General features: G+C 60.5%; 14 protein-coding genes and 1 pseudogene. 12 read left to right on the forward strand and 3 right to left on the reverse strand.

Annotated elements, in window-relative coordinates; translation table 11 throughout:
• The first annotated feature begins 57 nt into the window (after positions 1-57).
• The 5 genes from M5G26_RS23350 to M5G26_RS23370 all read left to right on the forward strand — a co-directional run bounded on the left by M5G26_RS23350 (position 58) and on the right by M5G26_RS23370 (position 9,575).
• The gene (locus M5G26_RS23350; protein WP_223025639.1) at positions 58-2,508 is read left to right on the forward strand and encodes a glycogen/starch/alpha-glucan phosphorylase; all 2,451 of its coding nucleotides are present in this window, start codon (positions 58-60) and stop codon (positions 2,506-2,508) included.
• 167 nt (positions 2,509-2,675) lie between these two features.
• Positions 2,676-6,260 carry a DUF2339 domain-containing protein gene (locus M5G26_RS23355; protein WP_273916592.1) on the forward strand — a complete coding sequence of 1,195 codons (3,585 nt, stop codon included), beginning with the start codon at positions 2,676-2,678 and terminating at the stop codon, positions 6,258-6,260.
• A complete protein-coding gene (locus M5G26_RS23360) occupies positions 6,257-7,621 on the forward strand; it encodes a DUF3999 domain-containing protein (RefSeq protein ID WP_273916593.1) in 1,365 nt (454 codons plus the stop codon). Before M5G26_RS23355 ends, M5G26_RS23360 begins: the two co-directional genes overlap by 4 nt.
• A 337-nt stretch (positions 7,622-7,958) precedes the next feature.
• Positions 7,959-8,969: a class 1 fructose-bisphosphatase gene (locus M5G26_RS23365; RefSeq protein WP_007909265.1), complete on the forward strand. Its 1,011-nt coding sequence runs from the start codon at positions 7,959-7,961 to the stop codon at positions 8,967-8,969.
• A gap of 3 nt (positions 8,970-8,972) precedes the next feature.
• A complete protein-coding gene (locus M5G26_RS23370; RefSeq protein ID WP_273916594.1) occupies positions 8,973-9,575 on the forward strand; it encodes a DUF924 family protein in 603 nt (200 codons plus the stop codon).
• Positions 9,576-9,788: 213 nt separating this feature from the next.
• On the opposite strand, the gene M5G26_RS29605 is transcribed toward M5G26_RS23370, so the two are convergent.
• Together M5G26_RS29605 and M5G26_RS29610 are read right to left on the reverse strand one after the other, a co-directional pair.
• Positions 9,789-10,553 carry a methyl-accepting chemotaxis protein gene (locus M5G26_RS29605; protein ID WP_371920137.1) on the reverse strand — a complete coding sequence of 255 codons (765 nt, stop codon included), beginning with the start codon at positions 10,551-10,553 and terminating at the stop codon, positions 9,789-9,791.
• A gap of 93 nt (positions 10,554-10,646) precedes the next feature.
• Positions 10,647-11,681 (reverse strand): annotated as a pseudogene (locus M5G26_RS29610) (HAMP domain-containing protein); the annotation flags it as partial.
• A 281-nt stretch (positions 11,682-11,962) separates the two neighbouring features.
• Between M5G26_RS29610 and M5G26_RS23380 the strand changes: the two are divergent.
• Together M5G26_RS23380 and M5G26_RS23385 are read left to right on the forward strand one after the other, a co-directional pair.
• Positions 11,963-12,217 carry a hypothetical protein gene (locus M5G26_RS23380; RefSeq protein ID WP_003220802.1) on the forward strand — a complete coding sequence of 85 codons (255 nt, stop codon included), beginning with the start codon at positions 11,963-11,965 and terminating at the stop codon, positions 12,215-12,217.
• Between the two features lie 30 nt (positions 12,218-12,247).
• Positions 12,248-12,817 carry a lipocalin family protein gene (locus M5G26_RS23385; RefSeq protein ID WP_038359998.1) on the forward strand — a complete coding sequence of 190 codons (570 nt, stop codon included), beginning with the start codon at positions 12,248-12,250 and terminating at the stop codon, positions 12,815-12,817.
• A gap of 88 nt (positions 12,818-12,905) precedes the next feature.
• On the opposite strand, the gene M5G26_RS23390 is transcribed toward M5G26_RS23385, so the two are convergent.
• A complete protein-coding gene (locus M5G26_RS23390) occupies positions 12,906-14,270 on the reverse strand; it encodes a formimidoylglutamate deiminase (protein ID WP_273916596.1) in 1,365 nt (454 codons plus the stop codon).
• A 146-nt stretch (positions 14,271-14,416) separates the two neighbouring features.
• Here M5G26_RS23390 and hutC point away from each other — a divergent pair, with 146 nt between their 5' ends.
• From hutC to M5G26_RS23415, 5 genes are all read left to right on the forward strand, one after another.
• On the forward strand, positions 14,417-15,127 hold the full coding sequence (gene hutC / locus M5G26_RS23395; RefSeq protein ID WP_162130175.1) for a histidine utilization repressor: 711 nt from the start codon (positions 14,417-14,419) through the stop codon (positions 15,125-15,127).
• A complete protein-coding gene (locus M5G26_RS23400) occupies positions 15,124-15,693 on the forward strand; it encodes a HutD/Ves family protein (protein WP_273916597.1) in 570 nt (189 codons plus the stop codon). Before hutC ends, M5G26_RS23400 begins: the two co-directional genes overlap by 4 nt.
• A 449-nt stretch (positions 15,694-16,142) precedes the next feature.
• Complete coding sequence (hutU, locus tag M5G26_RS23405; protein WP_095047181.1) at positions 16,143-17,825, forward strand: urocanate hydratase; 1,683 nt, start codon at positions 16,143-16,145, stop codon at positions 17,823-17,825.
• A 122-nt stretch (positions 17,826-17,947) separates the two neighbouring features.
• Positions 17,948-19,420 (forward strand): purine-cytosine permease family protein, encoded by a 1,473-nt coding sequence (locus tag M5G26_RS23410; RefSeq protein WP_273916598.1) that lies wholly within the window; start codon positions 17,948-17,950, stop codon positions 19,418-19,420.
• Positions 19,421-19,490: 70 nt separating this feature from the next.
• Positions 19,491-20,459, forward strand: coding sequence for an ABC transporter substrate-binding protein (locus M5G26_RS23415; RefSeq protein ID WP_095120748.1), 969 nt, complete (start codon positions 19,491-19,493; stop codon positions 20,457-20,459).
• Positions 20,460-20,514: the final 55 nt, after the last annotated feature.

Here is a 20,514-nt window from a genome sequence, read left to right on the forward strand (position 1 = left end):
CACCGTCGGTCAGACCGTCTAGGCTCAGACAATTCCCGCTCGCTCGAGGTCCTATTGATGACTCAAGAACCACTAGTTCGCGAAGCAGAGGTGGCCGCATTCCGCGACGCCGTCCTGACCAAGCTCACCTACGCGGTGGGTAAAGACCCCGATCACGCGTTCGACCATGACTGGTTCGAAGCCATCGCCCTCGCGGCGCGTGATCACATGGTCGAGCACTGGATGGACCACACCCGGCAGATCTACCGCAAAGGTCAGAAACGGGTGTACTACCTTTCACTGGAATTTCTTATCGGCCGCCTGCTCTATGACAGCCTGAGCAATCTGGGTCTGCTCGACGTCGCCCGTGAAGCGCTGACCGAACTCGGTGTCGATCTGGAGCGCATCCGTTTGCTGGAGCCTGACGCAGCGCTCGGCAACGGCGGCCTCGGGCGTCTGGCGGCGTGCTTCATGGAAAGCATGTCGACCCTCGGCATCGCCGGTCACGGCTACGGTATTCGTTATGAGCACGGCTTGTTCCGTCAGGCCATCGTCGACGGCTGGCAGCAGGAGCAGACCGAGCACTGGCTGGATTTCGGCAACCCGTGGGAATTCGAACGGCCGGAAGTGGTTTACACCATCGGCTTCGGCGGCAGCGTTGAAACCGTCACCGATGTCAGCGGCAAATCCAAACAAGTCTGGTCGCCGGCAGAAACCGTGCGCGCCATTGCTTACGACACGCCCGTGGTCGGCTGGCGCGGGGCGAGCGTCAACACCTTGCGGCTGTGGCGTGCCCGCGCCATGGAAGATTTGCACCTGGAGCGCTTCAACGCCGGTGACCACTTGGGCGCCGTTGCCGAAGTGGCCCGGGCGGAAAGTATCTCCCGCGTGCTCTACCCGGCGGACAGCACCGAAGCGGGGCAAGAGCTGCGCCTGCGTCAGGAGTACTTCTTCGTCGCTGCTTCCTTGCAGGATCTGCTGCGCCGCCATCGCAACATGCACACCTCGGTGCTGACCCTGGGCGATCACGCAGCGATCCAGCTCAACGACACCCACCCCTCAATTGCCGTTGCCGAATTGATGCGCCAACTGGTCGACGTCTACGACGTGGCCTGGGATGCGGCGTGGCAAGTGACGGTCGATACGCTGTCGTACACCAACCACACGCTGCTGCCGGAAGCGCTGGAAACCTGGCCGGTGGGCCTGATGGAACGCATGCTGCCGCGACACATGCAGATCATTTACCTGATCAACGCCCAGCACATTGATTCCCTGCGGGCCAAAGGCATTCACGATTTCGACGTGCTGCGCGCGGTGTCGCTGATCGAAGAAGACAACGGTCGCCGGGTGCGCATGGGCAACCTCGCTTTCCTCGGTTCGCACAGCGTCAATGGCGTGTCTGGCTTGCACACGCAACTGATGCGCAAAACCGTGTTCGCCGAACTGCACAAGCTCTACCCGGAGCGGATCAACAACAAAACCAACGGCATTACCTTCCGCCGCTGGTTGTACCAGGCCAACTCCGAACTGACTTCGATGCTGGTCGATGCGCTCGGTCCGGACTTGCTCGACAACCCGGAAGAGCGTCTGCTCGATCTCGAACCGTTCGCTGAAAAAACCGCATTCCGCAAAGCCTTCGCCGAGCAACGCCTGCATAGCAAAAAGGCTTTGGCCTATCTGATTCACGAACGGCTGGGCATCGCGGTTAACCCGGCGGCGATGTTCGATGTGCAGGTCAAACGGATCCACGAATACAAACGCCAGTTGCTCAACCTGTTGCACACCGTGGCGCTGTATCAGGCGATTCGCGCCGAGCCGGAAGTCGACTGGGTGCCCCGGGTGAAAATCTTCGCCGGTAAAGCGGCGGCGAGTTATCACCAGGCCAAACTGATCATCAAACTGACCAACGACATCGCCCGGGTGGTGAACAACGACCCGACCGTGCGCGGCCTGCTGAAAGTGGTGTTCCTGCCCAACTACAACGTCAGCCTCGCGGAGAGCATCATTCCGGCGGCGGACTTGTCCGAGCAGATTTCCACCGCCGGTTTCGAGGCGTCGGGCACCAGTAACATGAAGTTCGGCCTCAACGGCGCACTGACCATCGGCACGCTGGACGGCGCTAACGTGGAAATGTGCGAGCGCATCGGTGCTGAGCACATGTTCATTTTCGGCCTCAGCGCCCAGCAGGTGGAAGCGCGCAAACAGAATCACGAGTTCAGCGCGTTGCCGGACATTGCCGCGTCGCATCGTTTGAACGATGTGCTGCAAGCGATTCGCAGCGGGGTGTTCTCGCCGGATGACACTTCGCGCTACACCGGGCTGATCGATTCGCTGGTGGATTACGACCGCTTCCTGGTCTGCGCCGACTTCGACTCCTATTGGGAAGCGCAGAAACGCGTTGAAGAGCATTGGCACGACAGCAACAACTGGTGGCGTTCAGCGGTGCTGAACACGGCGCGGATGGGCTGGTTCTCCTCGGACCGGACGATTCGCGAGTACGCCACGGATATCTGGAAAGCGTTGGAGTAACTTTCCACTCGGCTCGATATAATCGCGCGCCGGAAAAGATTGCAGCCTTCGGCAGCTCCTACACAGGTGTTCGCATAACCCTGTAGGAGCTGCCGCAGGCTGCGATCTTTTTGGGTCAGGCTGCGCTAATCTTCCCGGATTAGCCTTCGCGCTTAGGGATATCGACCATGCAATGGATGTTCATGTTGATCGGGCTGGTGCTCGGCTGGCTGCTCGACGAGTCGTTCAGTGATGCGCTGTTGGGCGCGTTGCTGGGGCTGGTGATCGGGCAGACGATTCGCATCGCGCGGCTTGGTTCGCAGGCGATGGAGCAGCAACGTCAACTTGAGCAGGCGAAGGTCGCTTTGCAGGGCGTCGAACAGCGCCTGTTTCTGCTCGAAGGGGCACCGGTCCGTTCCGCGTCGCCACCAACCGCGGCGCCCGTGACCGAGCCTGTCGTAGAACCGGTCAAAGCCGCCGAAGAAGCCCCGGCCCCCGAACTGGTCTGGGAGCTGCCGCCTGAACTCGAACCGATTTCCGCCGTCGCCAGCGAAACCAGCCAACCGCTGCCTGCTGATGTGTGGCGCCTCGATGCCGTCACGCCTGAACCGTCAAAACCCGCCGAACCCCGTGGTCCGAACCTCATCGAGCGCGGCATCAGTGCTGCGCGTAACTGGCTGTTCGGCGGCAACACCGTGCTGCGCGTTGGTGTGGTCTTGTTGTTCTTCGGTCTGGCGTTTCTGCTGCGCTACGCCACCGAAGGCATGGTCGTGCCGATTGAAGTGCGTTACGCCGGAGTTGCGGCGGCGGCTCTGGGTTTGCTCGCGCTCGGCTGGTGGCTGCGGCGGCGCAACAGCAGTTACGCGTTGATGCTGCAAGGCACCGGGATTGCGGTGCTGTACCTCACGGTGTTTGCGGCAATGCGTCTGCATCCGTTGCTCGATCCGTCTGCCGCGCTGGGCTTGTTGGTCGCGGTGACGGTGTTCTCGGCGATTCTGGCGATCACTCAAGACTCGCTGGCGTTGGCCGCCGTCGCCGCATTGGGCGGATTCGCCGCGCCGATCCTGACCTCGACCGGCGCTGGCAACCACGTCGCACTGTTCAGTTATTTCGCGCTGCTCAACGCCGGTATTCTTGCCATCGCCTGGTTCAAGGCCTGGCGTTTGCTCAACCTGATCGGCTTCGTCGGCACCTTCGGCATCGGTTTCGCCTGGGGCCTGCGTTCGTATACGCCAGAGTTGTTGTGGAGCACTGAACCGTTCCTGATTCTGTTCTTCCTGATGTACCTCGCCATCGGTCTGTTGTTCGCTCGGCGCAAATTGCTCGATATGCCAGATGCGCCGGCGGAGGACGATCGCGAGGCTTTGCTGCACTGGTCGGCGCGCAAAGGCGATTATGTCGATGGGACGATGCTATTCGGCCCGCCGATCATTGGCTTTGGTTTGCAGTTTGCGCTGGTACAGCATCTGGAGTTTGCCGCGGCGTTCAGTGCGCTGGCGTTGGGCATGATCTATATGGCGCTGGCCAAGGTATTGATGGGCGGTCGTGCGGTACTGTTGGGTGAAACCTGTCTGGCGCTTGGGGTGATTTTTGCCAGCCTGGCGATCCCGCTGGGGCTGGATGCGCGCTGGACCTCGGCGGCATGGGCGGTGGAAGGCGCGGGGATTTTCTGGCTCGGTCTGCGTCAGTATCGACCGTTCGCCCGGGCCTTTGCCTTGCTCCTGCAACTGGGTTCCGCGTTAGCCTTCCTCAGTCAGTTGCGGGTGGGCGAAACCAGTCTGCTCGACGGTGCGCCGCTGGGCGCTTTGATGCTCGGGATTGCCTTGCTGTTCAGCTTCTATCAATTGCGCAAGGCCTCGCCGCAACAGGCATCACTTTGGGAGCGTCAAGGCTTGCCGGTGTTGGCGTGCCTGGGCCTGACATTCCTCTATCTGCTGGCGCCGCTGTTCTTCTTCGTTCAGGCCACGGCCATCAGTTGGGCGCTGGCCGGTCTGGTGACGTTGTTTGTCGGTCTGCGGATTCAATCGCGCACCTTCCTGTTCACCGCGTTTGCCGTGCAGTTGCTCGGCGGTGCGTTGTTCCTGTTGCGTCTGCAAGGCGCGGGCGAGGATTCGGCAGCGGTGTTCAGCGCCGGCTGGAGTGGCTTGCTCAGTGCTTCGCTGATCGGCCTGGCGTTGATCGCCGGCATGCTGTTGGCGGCCCGTGATGAAATGGTGCGCGGTGATGTACGTCTGCTGCGCGGATTGTCGGTGGTGCTGTTGGCCGGTCTGGTGCTGATCAATCTGGCGGTGCTGTTTGTCCTGCCATGGCAGACCGCGAGCGCGGTGTGGGCGGCCAGTGGTTTGCTGATTATCTGGCTGAGCCTGTACCTCAAGCAGCGAGTGAGTTTTGTTTTCGGTTTGTTGTTGCAAGTGATCGGTGGCGCGGCGTTTTTGCTGGCCGGTCCGGAGTTGCTCGGGCCACTGTCCAGCGAAGGTTTGAAACCGCTGGCCCATGGCGGATTCTGGACGCCGCTGGTACTGGGGCTGGCGGCGATGATCGGTGCCTGGCGCCTGCAACTGGGCAATCACGCCTCGGCATTCGATGCGTTGAGTTTGCAGCGCTTGTCCGAAGTATTGCTGGTGTGGGGCGCGGGTTGGTGGGCGCTGGCGTGGGTTAGCGAGGTGCTGCGTTTTGCTGCCCCGAATCTGCAAGGCGCGTTGCTGCTGTTGGTTGCAGCCGTCAGCGTGTCGTTGTGGACGCTGTTGTCGCTGCGGTTGAAATGGCCGGCGCTGGGCTTGCTCTGCACCTTGCTGATTCCGGCGGCGGGTCTGGTGTTGCTCGCTGCCTGGTATCCGCGTTATCACCCAGCGGCCGATTTCGGTTGGCTGGCGTGGACGGCAGTATTCGCCGTGCATTTCTTCAGCCTGCGTCGCTTGGCACCGATGCTGCCGGCGCGCGCCTTGAGCACGGCGCATGTACTGGGCTGTTGGTTGCTGATTGGCGTGCTGGCGCTGGAATTGCGTTACGGGCTACTGCTGTTGTCCGAGCAATACAACGCCTGGCGTTGGCTGGGTTGGGCGATTCTGCCAAGCGTTTACCTGCTGCTGGCAGCAGCACCGCGCAGCTGGCCGTGGCCGGTCGCAGCGTTTGCCCGCGAGTATCGCTTGTACGCCGCCGCGCCGCTGGCGGTGCTGATGCTCGCGTGGTTTTGGTTGGCGAATGGCGTCAGCGATGGCAACGCCGAACCGTTGCCGTATGTGCCGTTGCTGAACCCGCTGGAGCTGGGTCTGTTGTTTGCTTTGTTCGGCGTCTATGTCTGGTCGCGCAGCGCGGTTTCGCAGCTGTCGATTCGCCAGGACTACGCCGATTACGCGACGCAACTGGTCGCCGGGGTTTCGCTGTTCGCCTTCTGCACCGCGTTGGTCACCCGCGCGGCGCACCATTGGGCCGGGATCCCGTTCGAGCTGGATACGCTACTCGCCTCAATGCTGGTGCAGGCCGGATTGTCCATCGTCTGGACGTTGATGGCGCTGGGCCTGATGATCGGCGGCCATCTGCGCCATCGTCGCGAAGTGTGGCTGATCGGCGCGGCGCTGATTGCGCTGGTGGTGGCCAAATTGATTTTTGTCGAATTGAGCAACCGAGGCGGCCTCGCCCGGATCGTCTCGTTTATCGGCGTTGGCGTGTTGCTGTTGGTGGTCGGCTACTTCGCGCCACTGCCGCCTAAACGCGTCGAAGCTGAACCGGCGGCGGACAAACCGGCCCCGGACACCGAAGGAGTTTCATCTTGAGTCGCATGCGAAATCTGGGTTGGTTGGCGCTGGGCGTGGTGATGGCCGCTGGCGCTCAGGAAAAGCCGGCGGACTTCGCCACGCAGGTGCCGCTGTCGGTGAGCGGCAACGGCCCGTGGTATCGCCTCGAATTACCGTTGAGCGTGCAATTGCAGGCGCGCCAGACCGACCTCAGTGATCTGCGTGTGTTCAACGCCGCGGGCGAACCTCAGGCTTACGCCTTGGCGCGCGAGTCGGCGCAGACCCGCGACGACGGTCAGTTGCATGAGGTGAAATGGTTTCCGCTGTACAACGCCGCCGACGCCAGCGAACGCGCGCCGAATGTGCGCGTGCAATCGACCACCAGCGGCACGCTGGTCGAAGTGCAGCCGTCCAGTCAGTTGGAGGCGGGTGAAGAAGTGCTGCGCGGCTGGCTGCTGGATGCCAGCGCGATCAAGGCGCCCTTGCAGCAATTGATCCTCGACTGGACCAGCGAGCGCGACGGCTTCCAGCGCTTCAGCATCGAAGCCAGCGACGACCTGCAACATTGGCAAGCGTGGGGCGAAGGGCAGGTGGCACGGCTGACCTTTTCCGATGAGCGCATCGAGCAGCACGAGGTGACGCTGCCGGGGCAGTCGGCGCGCTATGTGCGGCTGTTGTGGGAGTCGCCGAATTCGGCGCCGATCCTGACTGCGGCCCAATTGAAAAGCAGTGATCCGCGCAACGTTCCGCTGCCGTTGGTCTGGTCGCAGGCATTGGCCGGCAGCAGCACCAAGGCCGGGGAATACACCTGGCAGCTGCCGATGGGGTTGAATGTCGAGCGCGTGCAGGTCGAGCTGAAACAGCCGAACAGCCTGGCGCCAGTGACGCTGGCAGGGCGCCGTGAAAGCAGTTTGCCGTGGCAGACGCTGAGCAGCGGTTTGCTCTATCGCCTGACCCAGAATAATCAGGACGTGCAGCAGAACGAATTGCAGCTGTACGGACAGACCGTGCAGCAACTGAAGCTGACGGTGGATGAGCGCGGCGGTGGACTGGGCGAGCAGGCGCCAAGCGTGAAGTACGCGGTGCGGGCGACGCAGGTGATTTTCCTCGCACGCGGGGAGGGGCCTTACAGCCTTGCGCTGGGCAATCCGAGTGTGAAGACGGCGAATCTGCCGTTGGCGACGCTGATTCCGGATTTCAAACCGGAGAAACTGGCGGCGTTGGGTAAGGCTGCGGTTCATGGAGAGGTGGTGGCTACGCAGACTTCCACGGCGACCACGGCGGCGGTGGCTGAGACCAATTGGAAGAAGATTGGCTTGTGGGCGGTGTTGTTGTTGAGTGTGGTGTTCCTCGGGGCGATGGCGGCGAATCTGTTGCGCAAGCCGCCGACCAACACCTGAGAATGGCTGGCGCTGCGCGCCATTCGCGAGCAGGCTCGCTCCCACAGTGGATCTTCAATGGACGCCAATTCAACGGTCACCCCGATTCCCTGTGCGAGCCTGCTCGCGAAAGTGGCGTGTCAGCCAATACATATTCCGAACTGATCAATTAACCCCCAGCCACACCCGTCCGATTTCCAACTACGCTAAACCCGCTACCTGAACTCTCCACCGACAATCACGTCTCATGCAGGCAATTACACCCCAACGCACGTTACCGGGCGTCTTCGCTCGCTACGTTTTCAGACTCCCTGTAAACTGCGCGGGTTTTTAGCCCCCCATTCCACCGGAGCCGTCCATGTCCCGCGTTACCCTGAGTCGCTATTTGATTGAGCAGACCCGCAGCAATAACACTCCTGCCGATCTGCGTTTCCTGATCGAAGTGGTCGCGCGTGCTTGCAAAGAAATCAGCCACGCCGTGTCCAAAGGCGCCCTGGGTGGTGTTCTGGGCAGCATGGGCACCGAAAACGTCCAAGGCGAAGTGCAGAAGAAGCTCGACGTGATCTCCAACGAAATCCTGCTCGAAGCCAACGAATGGGGCGGTCACCTGGCCGGCATGGCGTCCGAAGAAATGGACAATGCCTACCAGATCCCGGGCAAATACCCGAAAGGCGCCTACCTGCTGGTATTCGACCCACTGGACGGTTCGTCGAACATCGACATCAACGCCCCGGTCGGTACCATCTTCTCGGTACTGCGTTGCCCGAACGAATACCTGAGCCAGAATGAGCCGCTGAACGAGAAAGCGTTCCTGCAGCCAGGCACCCAACAGGTTGCCGCCGGTTACGCGATCTACGGCCCGCAGACCATGCTGGTACTGACCCTGGGCGACGGCGTCAAAGGCTTCACCCTCGACCGCGAAATGGGCAGCTTCGTGCTGACCCACGAAGACATCACCATTCCTGAATCGACCCAGGAATTCGCCATCAACATGTCCAACCAGCGTCACTGGGAAGCCCCGGTACAACGCTACGTGGGCGAGTTGCTGGCCGGTGAAGAAGGTCCGCTGAAAAAGAACTACAACATGCGCTGGGTCGCGGCGATGGTTGCCGACGTACACCGCATCCTGACCCGTGGCGGTCTGTTCATGTACCCGCGCGACAGCCGTGAGCCTTCCAAGCCAGGCAAACTGCGTCTGATGTACGAAGCCAACCCGATGTCGTTCCTGGTGGAACAAGCGGGCGGCGCGTCCACCGACGGTCACCAGCGCATTCTCGACATTCAGCCGGAAGGCCTGCACCAGCGCGTAGCGGTGTTCCTCGGTTCGAAAGAAGAAGTCGCACGCGCTACGGCCTACCACAAGGAATAAACCATGATCGCGCCCTGGCAGCCGTTGCTCGATTGGTGGTTCGGACATGCCGAATCCCCCGACGAGATAGCGGCTGACAAGGGGAAGTTGTGGTTCGGTAAGCGAGACAGCCAAGACCTCGAAGCGCGTGAGCGTTTCGGGGTCTTTGTCGATCAGGCCCTGGCTGGCGAATTGACCGAGTGGACGCAACGTCCCGAAGGTTGGCTGGCGCTGGTGTTACTGCTTGATCAACTGCCGCGAATGATCTTTCGCGACACCCCAAAAGCGTTTTCCGGTGATCTGCGCGCGCAGAAACTCGTCGCGCAAGGTATTGCGGCGGATTTTGATCGGCAGTTGAAGCCGATCCAGCGTGTGTTCATTTATCTGGTGTTTGAGCACTGCGAGAATCTTGCGGTGCAGAATGAGGCGGTTTCCAGATTTATTGAGTTGGTGGCTGAACAGCCGGAAGCGCAGCGGGCGGTGTTTGCCGATAATCTGGATTATGCCGAACGGCATCAGAAAGTGATCGCGCGGTTTGGCCGGTTTCCGCATCGCAATGCGGTGTTGGGGCGGGAGTCAACGGCTGAAGAGTTGGTCTTTCTTTCTGGGCCGGGTTCACGGTTTTAAGAGCTTTCCCTCACCCTAGCCCTCCCGAAACGTCGGACCGCCCGTAGGGAGAGGGGACTGACCGAGGTGGTTGGGCTTGATACATCGACCTGCAAATTTCGAGTCGAACTCAGGTCTGGAAAATCCCCCGATCGCCTCCCTTTCCCCCTCGCCCCCCTGGGGGCGGTCCGACGTTTCGGGAGGGCTGGGGTGAGGGGGTAAAGCCCTTGATCTTCAGATCCTGAAACTACCCACCAACTGCTTCAACCGCGCCGCCTGCTGCTCCAGATCCGAGCACGCGCGCAACGTCGCCTGCAAGTTCTCCACACCTTCCTGATTCAGCGTGTTGATCTCGTTGATATCGACATTGATCGACTCGACCACCGCCGTCTGCTCTTCAGTCGCCGTTGCTACCGACTGGTTCATCCCGTCGATCTCGCCGATACGCTGAGTCACGCTGCCCAAGCGCTCACCGGCCTGGTTGGCGATGCCGACGCTGCTTTCACTCTCACGCTGGCTCTCGGTCATGATGCTGACTGCCTGCCGCGCGCCGACTTGCAGCTCTTCGATCATCTTCTGCACTTGCTGCGCCGAATCCTGGGTGCGGTGCGCGAGGTTACGCACTTCATCCGCCACCACCGCGAAACCACGCCCGGCTTCACCGGCCCGCGCCGCTTCGATCGCGGCGTTGAGCGCGAGCAGGTTGGTCTGCTGGGAAATACTGGTGATCACTTCGAGAATCTGGCCGATGTTCACCGTGTTGCTGTTCAGGGTTTCGATGTTGCCGCACGAATCGCTGATCTTCGCCGACAGCTGCTGCATGGCCTGGATGGTTTTATCCACAACCTGTTGACCATCGACCGCGAGGCTGCGCGCATCGCTCGAATGCTGTGAGGCGAGCGCAGCGTTCTGGGCGATTTCCTGCGCGGCGGCGCCGAGTTGGTTGATCGCCGCGGCCACGCTGTTGGTGCGCGAGGCTTGCTGGTCGGAGTTGTACATGGACGAGTTCGAGGCCGCGACCACGCGCAGGGCGACTTCGTTGACCTGGCCGGTGGCCGAGGACACTTCGCGGATCGAGGTGTGGATACGCTCGACGAACCGGTTGAACGAGGTGCCCAGTGCGCCGAACTCGTCGTTGCCGTGGATCACCAGACGTTTGGTCAGGTCGCCTTCACCTTCGGCGATGTCGTGCATCGCGCGGCCCATGGTCAGCAACGGCTGCATCAGCACGCGGATGAGCATGCCGAGCAGGGCGATGATGATCACCACGGCAATGATCATGGCGATCAGCGCCGAGGTGCGGAATTCGCTGAGCATCGAGAATGCGGTGTCTTTGTCCAGCACCAGCGCCACGTACCAATCGGCCGACGGCACGCCGTTGACGCGGGTGAAGGAGATCAACTGAGTCTTGCCATCGAACTCGACTTCTTTCAGGCCGGCGCTGACTTTCGGCGCGCCATTCGGGTAGGCCTCGGCGAGAGTCTTGAGCACCAGTTTGCTGTCCGGGTGAATCAGGATCTTGCCCTCGCTGCTGACGATGAACGCGTGGCCATGGCCGCCGAAGTTCAGCGAGTTGATGATCGCGCTGACACTGGTCAGGTCGATGTCGGCACCGGCGACGCCGAGCATCTGCCCTTGGCGCTGTACTGGCGTGGCAACGGTGATCACCAGTTTGCCCGAGGACGCGGCGATGTACGGTTCGGTGACGATGGTCTGCTGCGCGCTGTTCGCCGCTTTGTACCAGCCGCGTGCGCGTGGATCGTAATCCGGCGCGCGATTGCCGGCCGGCACCGAGAACATCACGCCGTCAGCACCGCCGAAGTAGCTGAGCTGGAAATTGCCGGTGTAGGCGGGCAGGTCGATGATGCGTTTCAGGCTGGCGGGAGCGTTACCGTCGACGGCGACTTGCTGCGACAGCGATTGCAGCAGTTGGATGCGGCTTTCCAGCCAGGTCTGGATATTGCTGGTGGTCAGGCTGCCCAGTTCCTGCATCGACGCTTCGGTGCTGCTGCCTAAGGCTTCGCGCTGTCGATAGTCGTTGAAGAAAATGAAACAGGCGAACGCAACGGCCACCACGAGGGCGGCAGCCAACAAGATCTTGTGGCTGAATTTCATGTTTCTGGTCATCGAATGAGCTACCGCGAAGGGGCTGGTCAAGAAAGGGCGGCAATTTGCCACACTTGGGAGCTTTGCGCTGCTTTTATGTCGACTGCGTCGCGCCAAAGATTAGGCGTCTTTGGCGAAATGCGACGAAATGCTCAATAGCGTTACAAAGTGGCTGATTTATCGGCAAATGCCAGACGAGTGGGCTAATAAATAGCCATTCCCCCACGGAACCAGATGAGGGTTTTCTCTTCTAAGCTTCTGGTTGGCACCATGCCATCCCCCCTCGTTCCAGGAGTTACACCATGTCGCTGCGATCTATCGCCCTTCTGACGTTTTGCGTGCTGCTGGCCGCATGCAGCAAGGTCAATCAGGAAAACTATTCGAAGCTCTCGGCCGGTATGGCCAAGGCCGAAGTCGAGACTCTGCTCGGCAAGCCCACCGATTGCTCGGGCGCGCTCGGCATGTCCAGTTGCACCTGGGGCGACAAGAACAGCTTTATCAGCGTGCAGTACGCCGGTGACAAAGTGCTGATGTTTTCCGGCCAAGGCCTGAAGTAAACCGGGGCTTCGCGCCCACGGAGAAGAAAAATGAAGCGGTTATTGCTGATCCTTTTTGCCGGCCTGGTACTGGCCGGCTGCGCCAGTTCCGGCGTCGACCCGTTGGCGCCGAAAACCGTCAACAGCGTCAATCTCAAGCGCTATCAGGGCACCTGGTACGAACTGGCTCGCTTGCCGATGTACTTCCAGCGCCATTGCGCGCAATCCGAAGCCCATTACACCCTCAAGCCTGACGGTAATGTCGCGGTGCTCAATCGCTGCCTGACGCCGGACTGGCAGTGGGAAGAGGCCAAGGGCACGGCTTATCCACAGGTGCCGGGCAAGACTGACAAGCTTTGGGTGGAATTCGACACCTGGTTCTCGCGCCTGATTCCGGGCGTGGCGAAAGGCGAATACTGGGTGTTGTACGTCAGCGATGACTACAAGACCGCCATCGTCGGCGATCCGAGCCGCAAGTACATGTGGTTGTTGTCGCGCACGCCGACCGTCAACGGTGTGGTGCGTGAAGAACTGCTGAGCAAGGCGCGTCAGCAAGGCTATGACACCACGCGACTGATCTGGCGCGCCTCGGATCGGCAGATGGCCAAGACCTCGAATTAAGAGCGAAAAGATCGCAGCCTCCGGCAGCTCCTACATGGGAAAGTGTTCACCCTGTAGGAGTCGCCGAAGGCTGCGATCTTTTGCTTTTCTAGCCGAGGAGGTCGCGCAGAACCTGGGTGAAGGCACGAGCACTATCCTCTTCCCCTGCATGCCGACCATCACGCACCACCCACTGACCATTGACCAGCACATCGCGCACCTGACGATCGCCACCGGCAAACAACCAGCGATTCAAAATCCCGTCGCCACTGGCCGTTGCCAGATACGGATCGCTGCCATCGAGCACAATCCAGTCCGCCCGCTTGCCCACTTCCAACGCACCAATCGGCTGCCCCAATGCCTGCGCGCCACCGTCCAGCGCCGCGTCATACAACGTACGCCCGACCATCGGTTGATCCGCACCATACAAACGGTTACGCCGCTGATCACGCAGGCGCTGGCCGTATTCCAGCCAACGCAATTCCTCCACCACACTGAGCGACACATGGCTGTCGGAACCGATGCCCATACGTCCGCCCTGGGCGAGGAAATCCACCGCCGGGAAAATCCCGTCGCCCAGGTTCGCTTCGGTGGTCAGGCACAGCCCGGCGATGGCGCGACTTTTTGCCATCAGCGTGACTTCTTCCGGGTTGGCATGAGTGGCGTGCACCAGGCACCAGCGCTGATCGACTTGGGTATTTTCGTACAGCCATTGCAGCGGACGACGACCGCTCCAGCTCAGGCAGTCGTCGACTTCTTTCTGCTGTTCGGCGATGTGAATATGCACGGGGCATTGTTTGTCGCTGGCCGCCAAGACTTCGCTGATCTGCTGCGGGGTCACCGCACGCAACGAATGGAAGCACAGACCCAACGACTGCGCTTTTTGCTGCGCCAGTAACGGCTGCAAACGCGATTGCAGGTTCAGGTAATTTTCGGTGCTGTTGATAAAGCGACGCTGGCCGTCATTCGGTGTCTGGCCGCCAAAACCGGAGTGGCTGTAGAGCACTGGCAGCAGGGTCAGACCGATGCCGCTTTCGCTTGCGGCTTGACTGATGCGCAAGGCCAACTCTGCCGGATCGGCATAAGGCTGACCATTGCTGTCATGGTGTACGTAATGAAATTCAGCGACGGAGGTATAACCGGCCTTGAGCATTTCGATGTACAGCTGACGGGCAATCACGCCGAGTTGATCCGGGCTGATTTTTCCGACGAGGCGATACATCAGATCGCGCCAGGTCCAGAAACTGTCGTTGGGGTTGCCGGCCACTTCGGCCAGACCCGCCATCGCTCGCTGGAAGGCGTGGGAGTGCAAATTAGGCATGCCCGGCAACAGCGGGCCGCTCAGCCGTTCGGCGCCATCTGCGGTGGAATCGGCCTGAATTTGGGTCAGCAAGCCCTCGGCGCTGACCTCAAGACGTACATTGTTGGCCCATCCGTTAGGCAGCAGCGCGCGTTCGGCAAAGAAGGCGGACATGGTTCAGCACCCCATCGTGTGTTATTTGTATATACATATACAGACGTTTGCCTGCCCGGTAAACTCCGGCAAGCTAGCAACTTTCATCCAATGAACAGGGATCAACCGTGCCGACTCCGCCTCCAGTCTCCCCGTTGGCCGCGAACATGGGCGACAGTCCGGCGCCCTTGTACGCCCGCGTCAAACAGATGATCACCCAGCAGATCGACAGCGGAAACTGGCCGCCGCACTACCGCGTGCCGTCCGAAAGCGAGCTGGTCAATCAACTCGGTTTCAGCCGCATGACCATTAACCGCGCCCTGCGTGAAATGACCGCCGACGGTCTGCTGGTGCGCATGCAAGGCGTTGGTACGTTTGTCGCCGAACCGAAGAGCCAGTCTGCGCTTTTCGAAGTGCATAACATCGCCGATGAAATCGCTTCCCGTGGTCATCGCCACACCTGCCAGGTCATCACCCTCGAAGAAGAGGCCGCCGGTTCCGAGCGCGCGCTGGCGCTGGATATGCGCGAAGGGCAGAAGGTCTTTCATTCGTTGATCGTGCATTACGAAAACGATATTCCGGTGCAAATCGAAGACCGCTTCGTCAACGCACTGGTCGCGCCGGAATACCTCAAGCAGGACTTCACCCTGCAAACGCCTTACGCCTATCTCAACCAGGTGGCGCCGCTGACTGAAGGCGAGCATGTGGTCGAAGCGATCCTTGCCGAGTCTTCTGAATGCAAGTTGTTGCAGATTGAAAAAGGCGAGCCGTGCTTGTTGATTCGTCGCCGCACGTGGTCGGGGCGTCAGCCGGTGACCGCTGCTCGTCTGATCCATCCCGGTTCTCGTCATCGTCTGGAAGGACGCTTTCACAAATGAATGGTTTGAAGGTTTTACGCGCTGAAGGCTACCCGCGCATGCCGTGGAAAAACGGCGGTGGCAGCACTGAGGAAATCACTCGTGATGCGGGTGCCGGTCTGGACGGTTTCGGCTGGCGTCTGTCGATTGCCGACATCGCCGAGTCGGGCGGTTTTTCGACCTTCGCTGGCTATCAGCGGGTGATCACCGTGTTGCAGGGGGACGGCATGACCCTGTGCGTCGATGGCGACGATACGCGGCCGCTGTTACCGCTCGACCCTTTCGCCTTCAGCGGGGAAAGCCAGGTGTCCTGCACACTGCTCGGTGGCGCGATTCGCGACTTCAATCTGATCTACGCGCCACAGCGTTACAGCGCGCGGTTGCAGTGGCTGGGCGGTGAGCAGCGGTTTTTCAGTTCGGCGGGGACGATATTGGTGTTCAGTGTCAGTGAGCTGTTGGACGTTCAGGTCGGTGACACTGCATCGCAGCTCGGTCGCCATGATTGCCTGCAATTGGACGGTAACGCCGGGTTGGTCGAAGTCTCCGTCAATGCGGGTTGCTGCGTCATTGAACTGACTGCACGCTGATTCCGAAATCTTAAAAGATCGCAGCCTTCGGCAGCTCCTACAGGGTGTACATCAAACCCAATGTAGGAGCTGCCGAAGGCTGCGATCTTTTGCTTTTGGGGTGTTCCCAACCCGCGCACCAACTTGTTACCGAACGCCCCAGCGTGGCGCAAAATCACGCTCTCGTAACAATCCCCCAACTCCCCAGAATACTCCCGCAAAAAATTTCATCCACGCCAGAACCCTCGATTCAGGCGCCCTCCAGCCCTGTCCGCAATTTTTCTTGAACGACCCTCCAACAAGTTGGCCGCTTGATTGCATATGCTTGTATGTACAAGTAAAGACGTATGCGTATGAGTCGCTCGAGACTCTCCGCGGCGTCCACTGATTCGCTTGTCGCGCATCGAAGCGCACAGGCTGCTTGCCCACTGCCAGGGTTGGTTTGAATTGATCGCTGAGGAGTCTTTTTCGTGACTGACAATAAGCCTACAAAGTTTCGCAACGTTGAGATCCGCGCTGCCCGCGGCAACAAGCTGACCGCCAAGAGCTGGCTGACCGAAGCGCCGCTGCGCATGCTGATGAACAACCTCGACCCGGAAGTCGCCGAGAACCCGAAAGAGCTGGTGGTTTACGGTGGTATCGGTCGCGCCGCGCGTAACTGGGAGTGCTACGACAAGATCGTCGAGAGCCTGACCAACCTGAATGACGACGAGACCCTGCTGGTGCAATCCGGCAAGCCGGTCGGCGTGTTCAAGACTCACAGCAATGCCCCGCGTGTACTGATCGCCAACTCCAACCTCGTACCGCACTGGGCGAGCTGGGAACACTTCAACGAACTCGACGCCAAAGGCCTGGCCATGTACGGCCAGATGACCGCCGGCAGCTGGATCTACATCGGCAGCCAAGGCATCGTGCAAGGCACCTACGAAACCTTCGTTGAGGCCGGTCGCCAACACTACAACGACAACCTCACCGGCAAGTGGGTCCTCACCGCTGGCCTCGGTGGCATGGGCGGCGCACAACCTCTGGCGGCAACTTTGGCCGGTGCGTGCTCGCTGAACATCGAATGCCAGCAGGTCAGCATCGATTTCCGTCTGAAAAGCCGTTACGTCGACGAGCAAGCCAAAGACCTCGACGACGCCCTGGCGCGCATCGATAAATACACCAAAGAAGGCAAGGCGATCTCCATCGCCCTGCTGGGTAACGCCGCAGAAATCCTCCCGGAACTGGTCAAGCGTGGCGTGCGCCCGGACATGGTCACCGACCAGACCAGCGCCCACGACCCGCTCAACGGCTACCTGCCGGCGGGCTGGACCTGGGACGAGTACCGCGCTCGCGCCAAGACCGAACCGGCTGCTGTAATCAAAGCCGCTAAACAGTCGATGGCCGTACACGTCAAAGCCATGCTGGAATTCCAGAAGCAAGGCATCCCGACCTTCGACTACGGCAACAACATCCGTCAGATGGCGCAGGAAGAAGGCGTCGAAAACGCGTTCGATTTTCCGGGCTTCGTACCGGCTTACATCCGTCCGCTGTTCTGCCGTGGCATCGGCCCGTTCCGTTGGGCGGCGCTGTCGGGCGATCCGCAAGACATCTACAAAACCGACGCCAAGGTCAAAGAGCTGATCCCGGACGACGCGCACCTGCACAACTGGCTGGACATGGCCCGTGAGCGCATCAGCTTCCAGGGGCTGCCGGCACGTATCTGCTGGGTCGGCCTGGGCCTGCGCGCCAAGCTCGGTCTGGCGTTCAACGAGATGGTCCGCAGCGGCGAGCTGTCGGCGCCAATCGTGATCGGTCGCGACCACCTCGACTCCGGCTCGGTCGCCAGCCCGAACCGCGAAACCGAATCGATGCAGGACGGTTCCGACGCCGTGTCCGACTGGCCGCTGCTCAACGCTCTGTTGAACACCGCGAGCGGCGCGACTTGGGTTTCCCTGCACCACGGCGGCGGCGTCGGCATGGGCTTCTCGCAGCACTCGGGCATGGTGATTGTTTGCGACGGTACGGACGAAGCGGCCGAGCGCATTGCGCGCGTGCTGCACAACGACCCGGCTACCGGTGTCATGCGTCACGCCGATGCCGGTTACCAGATCGCCATCGACTGCGCCAAGGAACAGGGCCTGAACCTGCCGATGATTACCGGCAAATAAATGCAAAACCCCTGTAGGAGATGCCGCAGGCTGCGATCTTTTGATGTTGGTTTTTCAAGATCAAAAGATCGCAGCCTGCGGCAGCTCCTACAGAGAATCTAACAATCCACAGAGGTTGAATCATGGCTGTCAACACCGATCGTGCAGGCAACAAACCGTTGATCGAAAGGCGTTCGATCGACTACATCCCGGAAGCGGAAAGACACGGTCGTCTGTTTAGCCAGTTCACCTTGTGGATGGGGGCCAACCTGCAAATCACCGCGATTGTCACCGGGGCCTTGGCCGTGGTGCTCGGCGGTGATGTGTTCTGGTCGTTGATCGGTCTGTTGATCGGTCAATTGCTGGGCGGCGGGGTGATGGCGCTGCATGCCGCGCAAGGGCCGAAACTTGGCTTGCCGCAGATGATCTCCAGCCGTGTGCAGTTTGGCGTTTACGGCGCGGCGATCCCGATCGTGCTGGTGTGCCTGATGTACCTGGGCTTCACCGCGACGGGCACCGTGCTTTCCGGTCAGGCGCTGGGGCAGTTGTTTAACGTCAGTGACAGCGTCGGCATCCTGATTTTTGCCAGCGTCATCGTGCTGGTCACGGTGCTTGGTTACCGGGTGATCCACTGGATCGGCCGTGTTGCCAGCGTGATTGGCGTGATCGCTTTCGTCTTCCTGTTCTGGCGTTTGATGAGCCAAACCGATGTCGGCGCACTTCTGCAAATCCGTCATTTCAGCTGGAGCAGCTTCCTCCTCGCGGTGTCGCTCGCGGCCTCCTGGCAGATCGCTTTCGGCCCTTACGTGGCTGACTATTCCCGTTACCTGCCGAGCAATACCTCGGCGGTCAAAACCTTCTTCGCCGCCGGTGCGGGGTCAGTGGTCGGCGCGCAAGTGGCGATGATCCTCGGCGTCTTTGCTGCGGCTTCTGCCAACGGCCAATTCGCCGGCCATGAAGTTGCCTACATCGTCGGCCTGGGCGGCACCGGTGCCACCGCTGCTCTGCTGTACTTCAGCATTGCGTTCGGCAAGGTGACCATCTCGACGCTGAACTCCTACGGCAGCTTCATGTGCATCGCGACCATCATCAGTGGTTTCAAAGGCCATCTGACGGTTACCCGGATGCAGCGTCTGGTTTTTGTGCTGGTGATCGTCGGTGCGGCGACCCTGATTGCACTGCTTGGTCAGCACTCGTTCCTCGGTGCGTTCAAGTCTTTCATCCTGTTCCTGCTCGCCTTCTTCACACCCTGGAGCGCGATCAACCTGGTGGATTACTACTGCATCACCCGCGAGCGTTATGACGTGCCGGCACTGGCCGATCCGAACGGACGCTACGGGCGCTGGAACGTGCTCGGCATCAGCGTCTATGTGTTCGGTGTGCTGGTGCAGTTGCCGTTCATCTCCACCAAGTTCTATACCGGTCCGTTGGTGGCTGCCCTCGGTGATGTGGATATCTCCTGGATCATCGGCCTCGTGCTGCCGGCCGCCGTCTACTACGTGTGCGCGAAAAAATGGCACAGCGCGGTACCCGATCAACTGATTCTGCCGGTCGAGCAGAACAGCGTTGTACAACCTAAAACAAGCGGGGCCGGTCGCGCTGCGGCGCAGGCCTGATTTGGACGTGGACAGGGCTGGATGCCTCTTGACTGCCGTAAGCCAATTCATGATTAGGAGCGTCACAACAATGAAATCGAACAAGACCCTGCTGACCACATTGCTGTCCATGGGCCTGTTGGCCAGTGCCGGTGCGACGCAAGCCGCCGGCTGGTGCGAATCGGGCAAACCGGTGAAATTCGCCGGGCTGAACTGGGAAAGCGGCATGCTGCTGACCGACGTGCTGCAAGTGGTGCTGGAGAAAGGTTACGACTGCAAGACCGACAGCCTGCCGGGCAACTCCATCACCATGGAAAACGCCCTGAGCAGCAACGATATTCAAGTGTTCGCCGAAGAATGGGTCGGCCGCAGCGAGGTCTGGAACAAGGCCGAGAAGGCCGGCAAGGTCGTCGGTGTCGGCGCTCCGGTAGTGGGCGCAGTGGAAGGCTGGTACGTGCCGCGCTATGTGATCGAAGGCGACGCCAAGCGCAAGCTTGAGCCGAAAGCTCCAGACCTGAAAAACATCGCTGACCTGGGCAAATACGCCGCCGTGTTCAAGGACGCTGAAGAGCCGTCCAAGGGCCGTTTCTACAACTGCCCGGCCGGCTGGACCTGCGAACTCGACAACAGCGAAATGCTGAAAAGCTACGGCCTCGAAAGCAGCTACACCAACTTCCGTCCGGGCACTGGCCCGGCGCTGGATGCGGCGGTGCTGTCGAGCTACAAGCGTGGCGAGCCGATCCTGTTCTACTACTGGTCGCCAACCCCGCTGATGGGCCAGGTGGATCTGGTCAAACTCGAAGAAAAACCGGGCGTAGACAAGACCGTGAGCATCAAGGTCGGTCTGTCGAAAACCTTCCATGACGAGGCCCCGGAACTGGTCGCCGTGCTGGAAAAGGTCAACCTGCCGATCGATCTGCTGAACCAGAACCTGGGCCGCATGGCCAAGGAACGTATCGAGTCGCCAAAACTGGCGAAAATCTTCCTCAAGGAACATCCTGAGGTCTGGCATGCGTGGGTGAGTGAAGACGCAGCCAGGAAAATCGACGCGGCGCTGTAGGTCGATACCTCCCGGTCAACCGTGAGGCTGGCCGGGGGATATGCCGTAAACGCTT

The sequence above is a fragment of the Pseudomonas sp. TNT2022 ID642 genome (genome assembly GCF_028656995.1).
In the GTDB taxonomy this organism is placed as follows: domain Bacteria; phylum Pseudomonadota; class Gammaproteobacteria; order Pseudomonadales; family Pseudomonadaceae; genus Aquipseudomonas.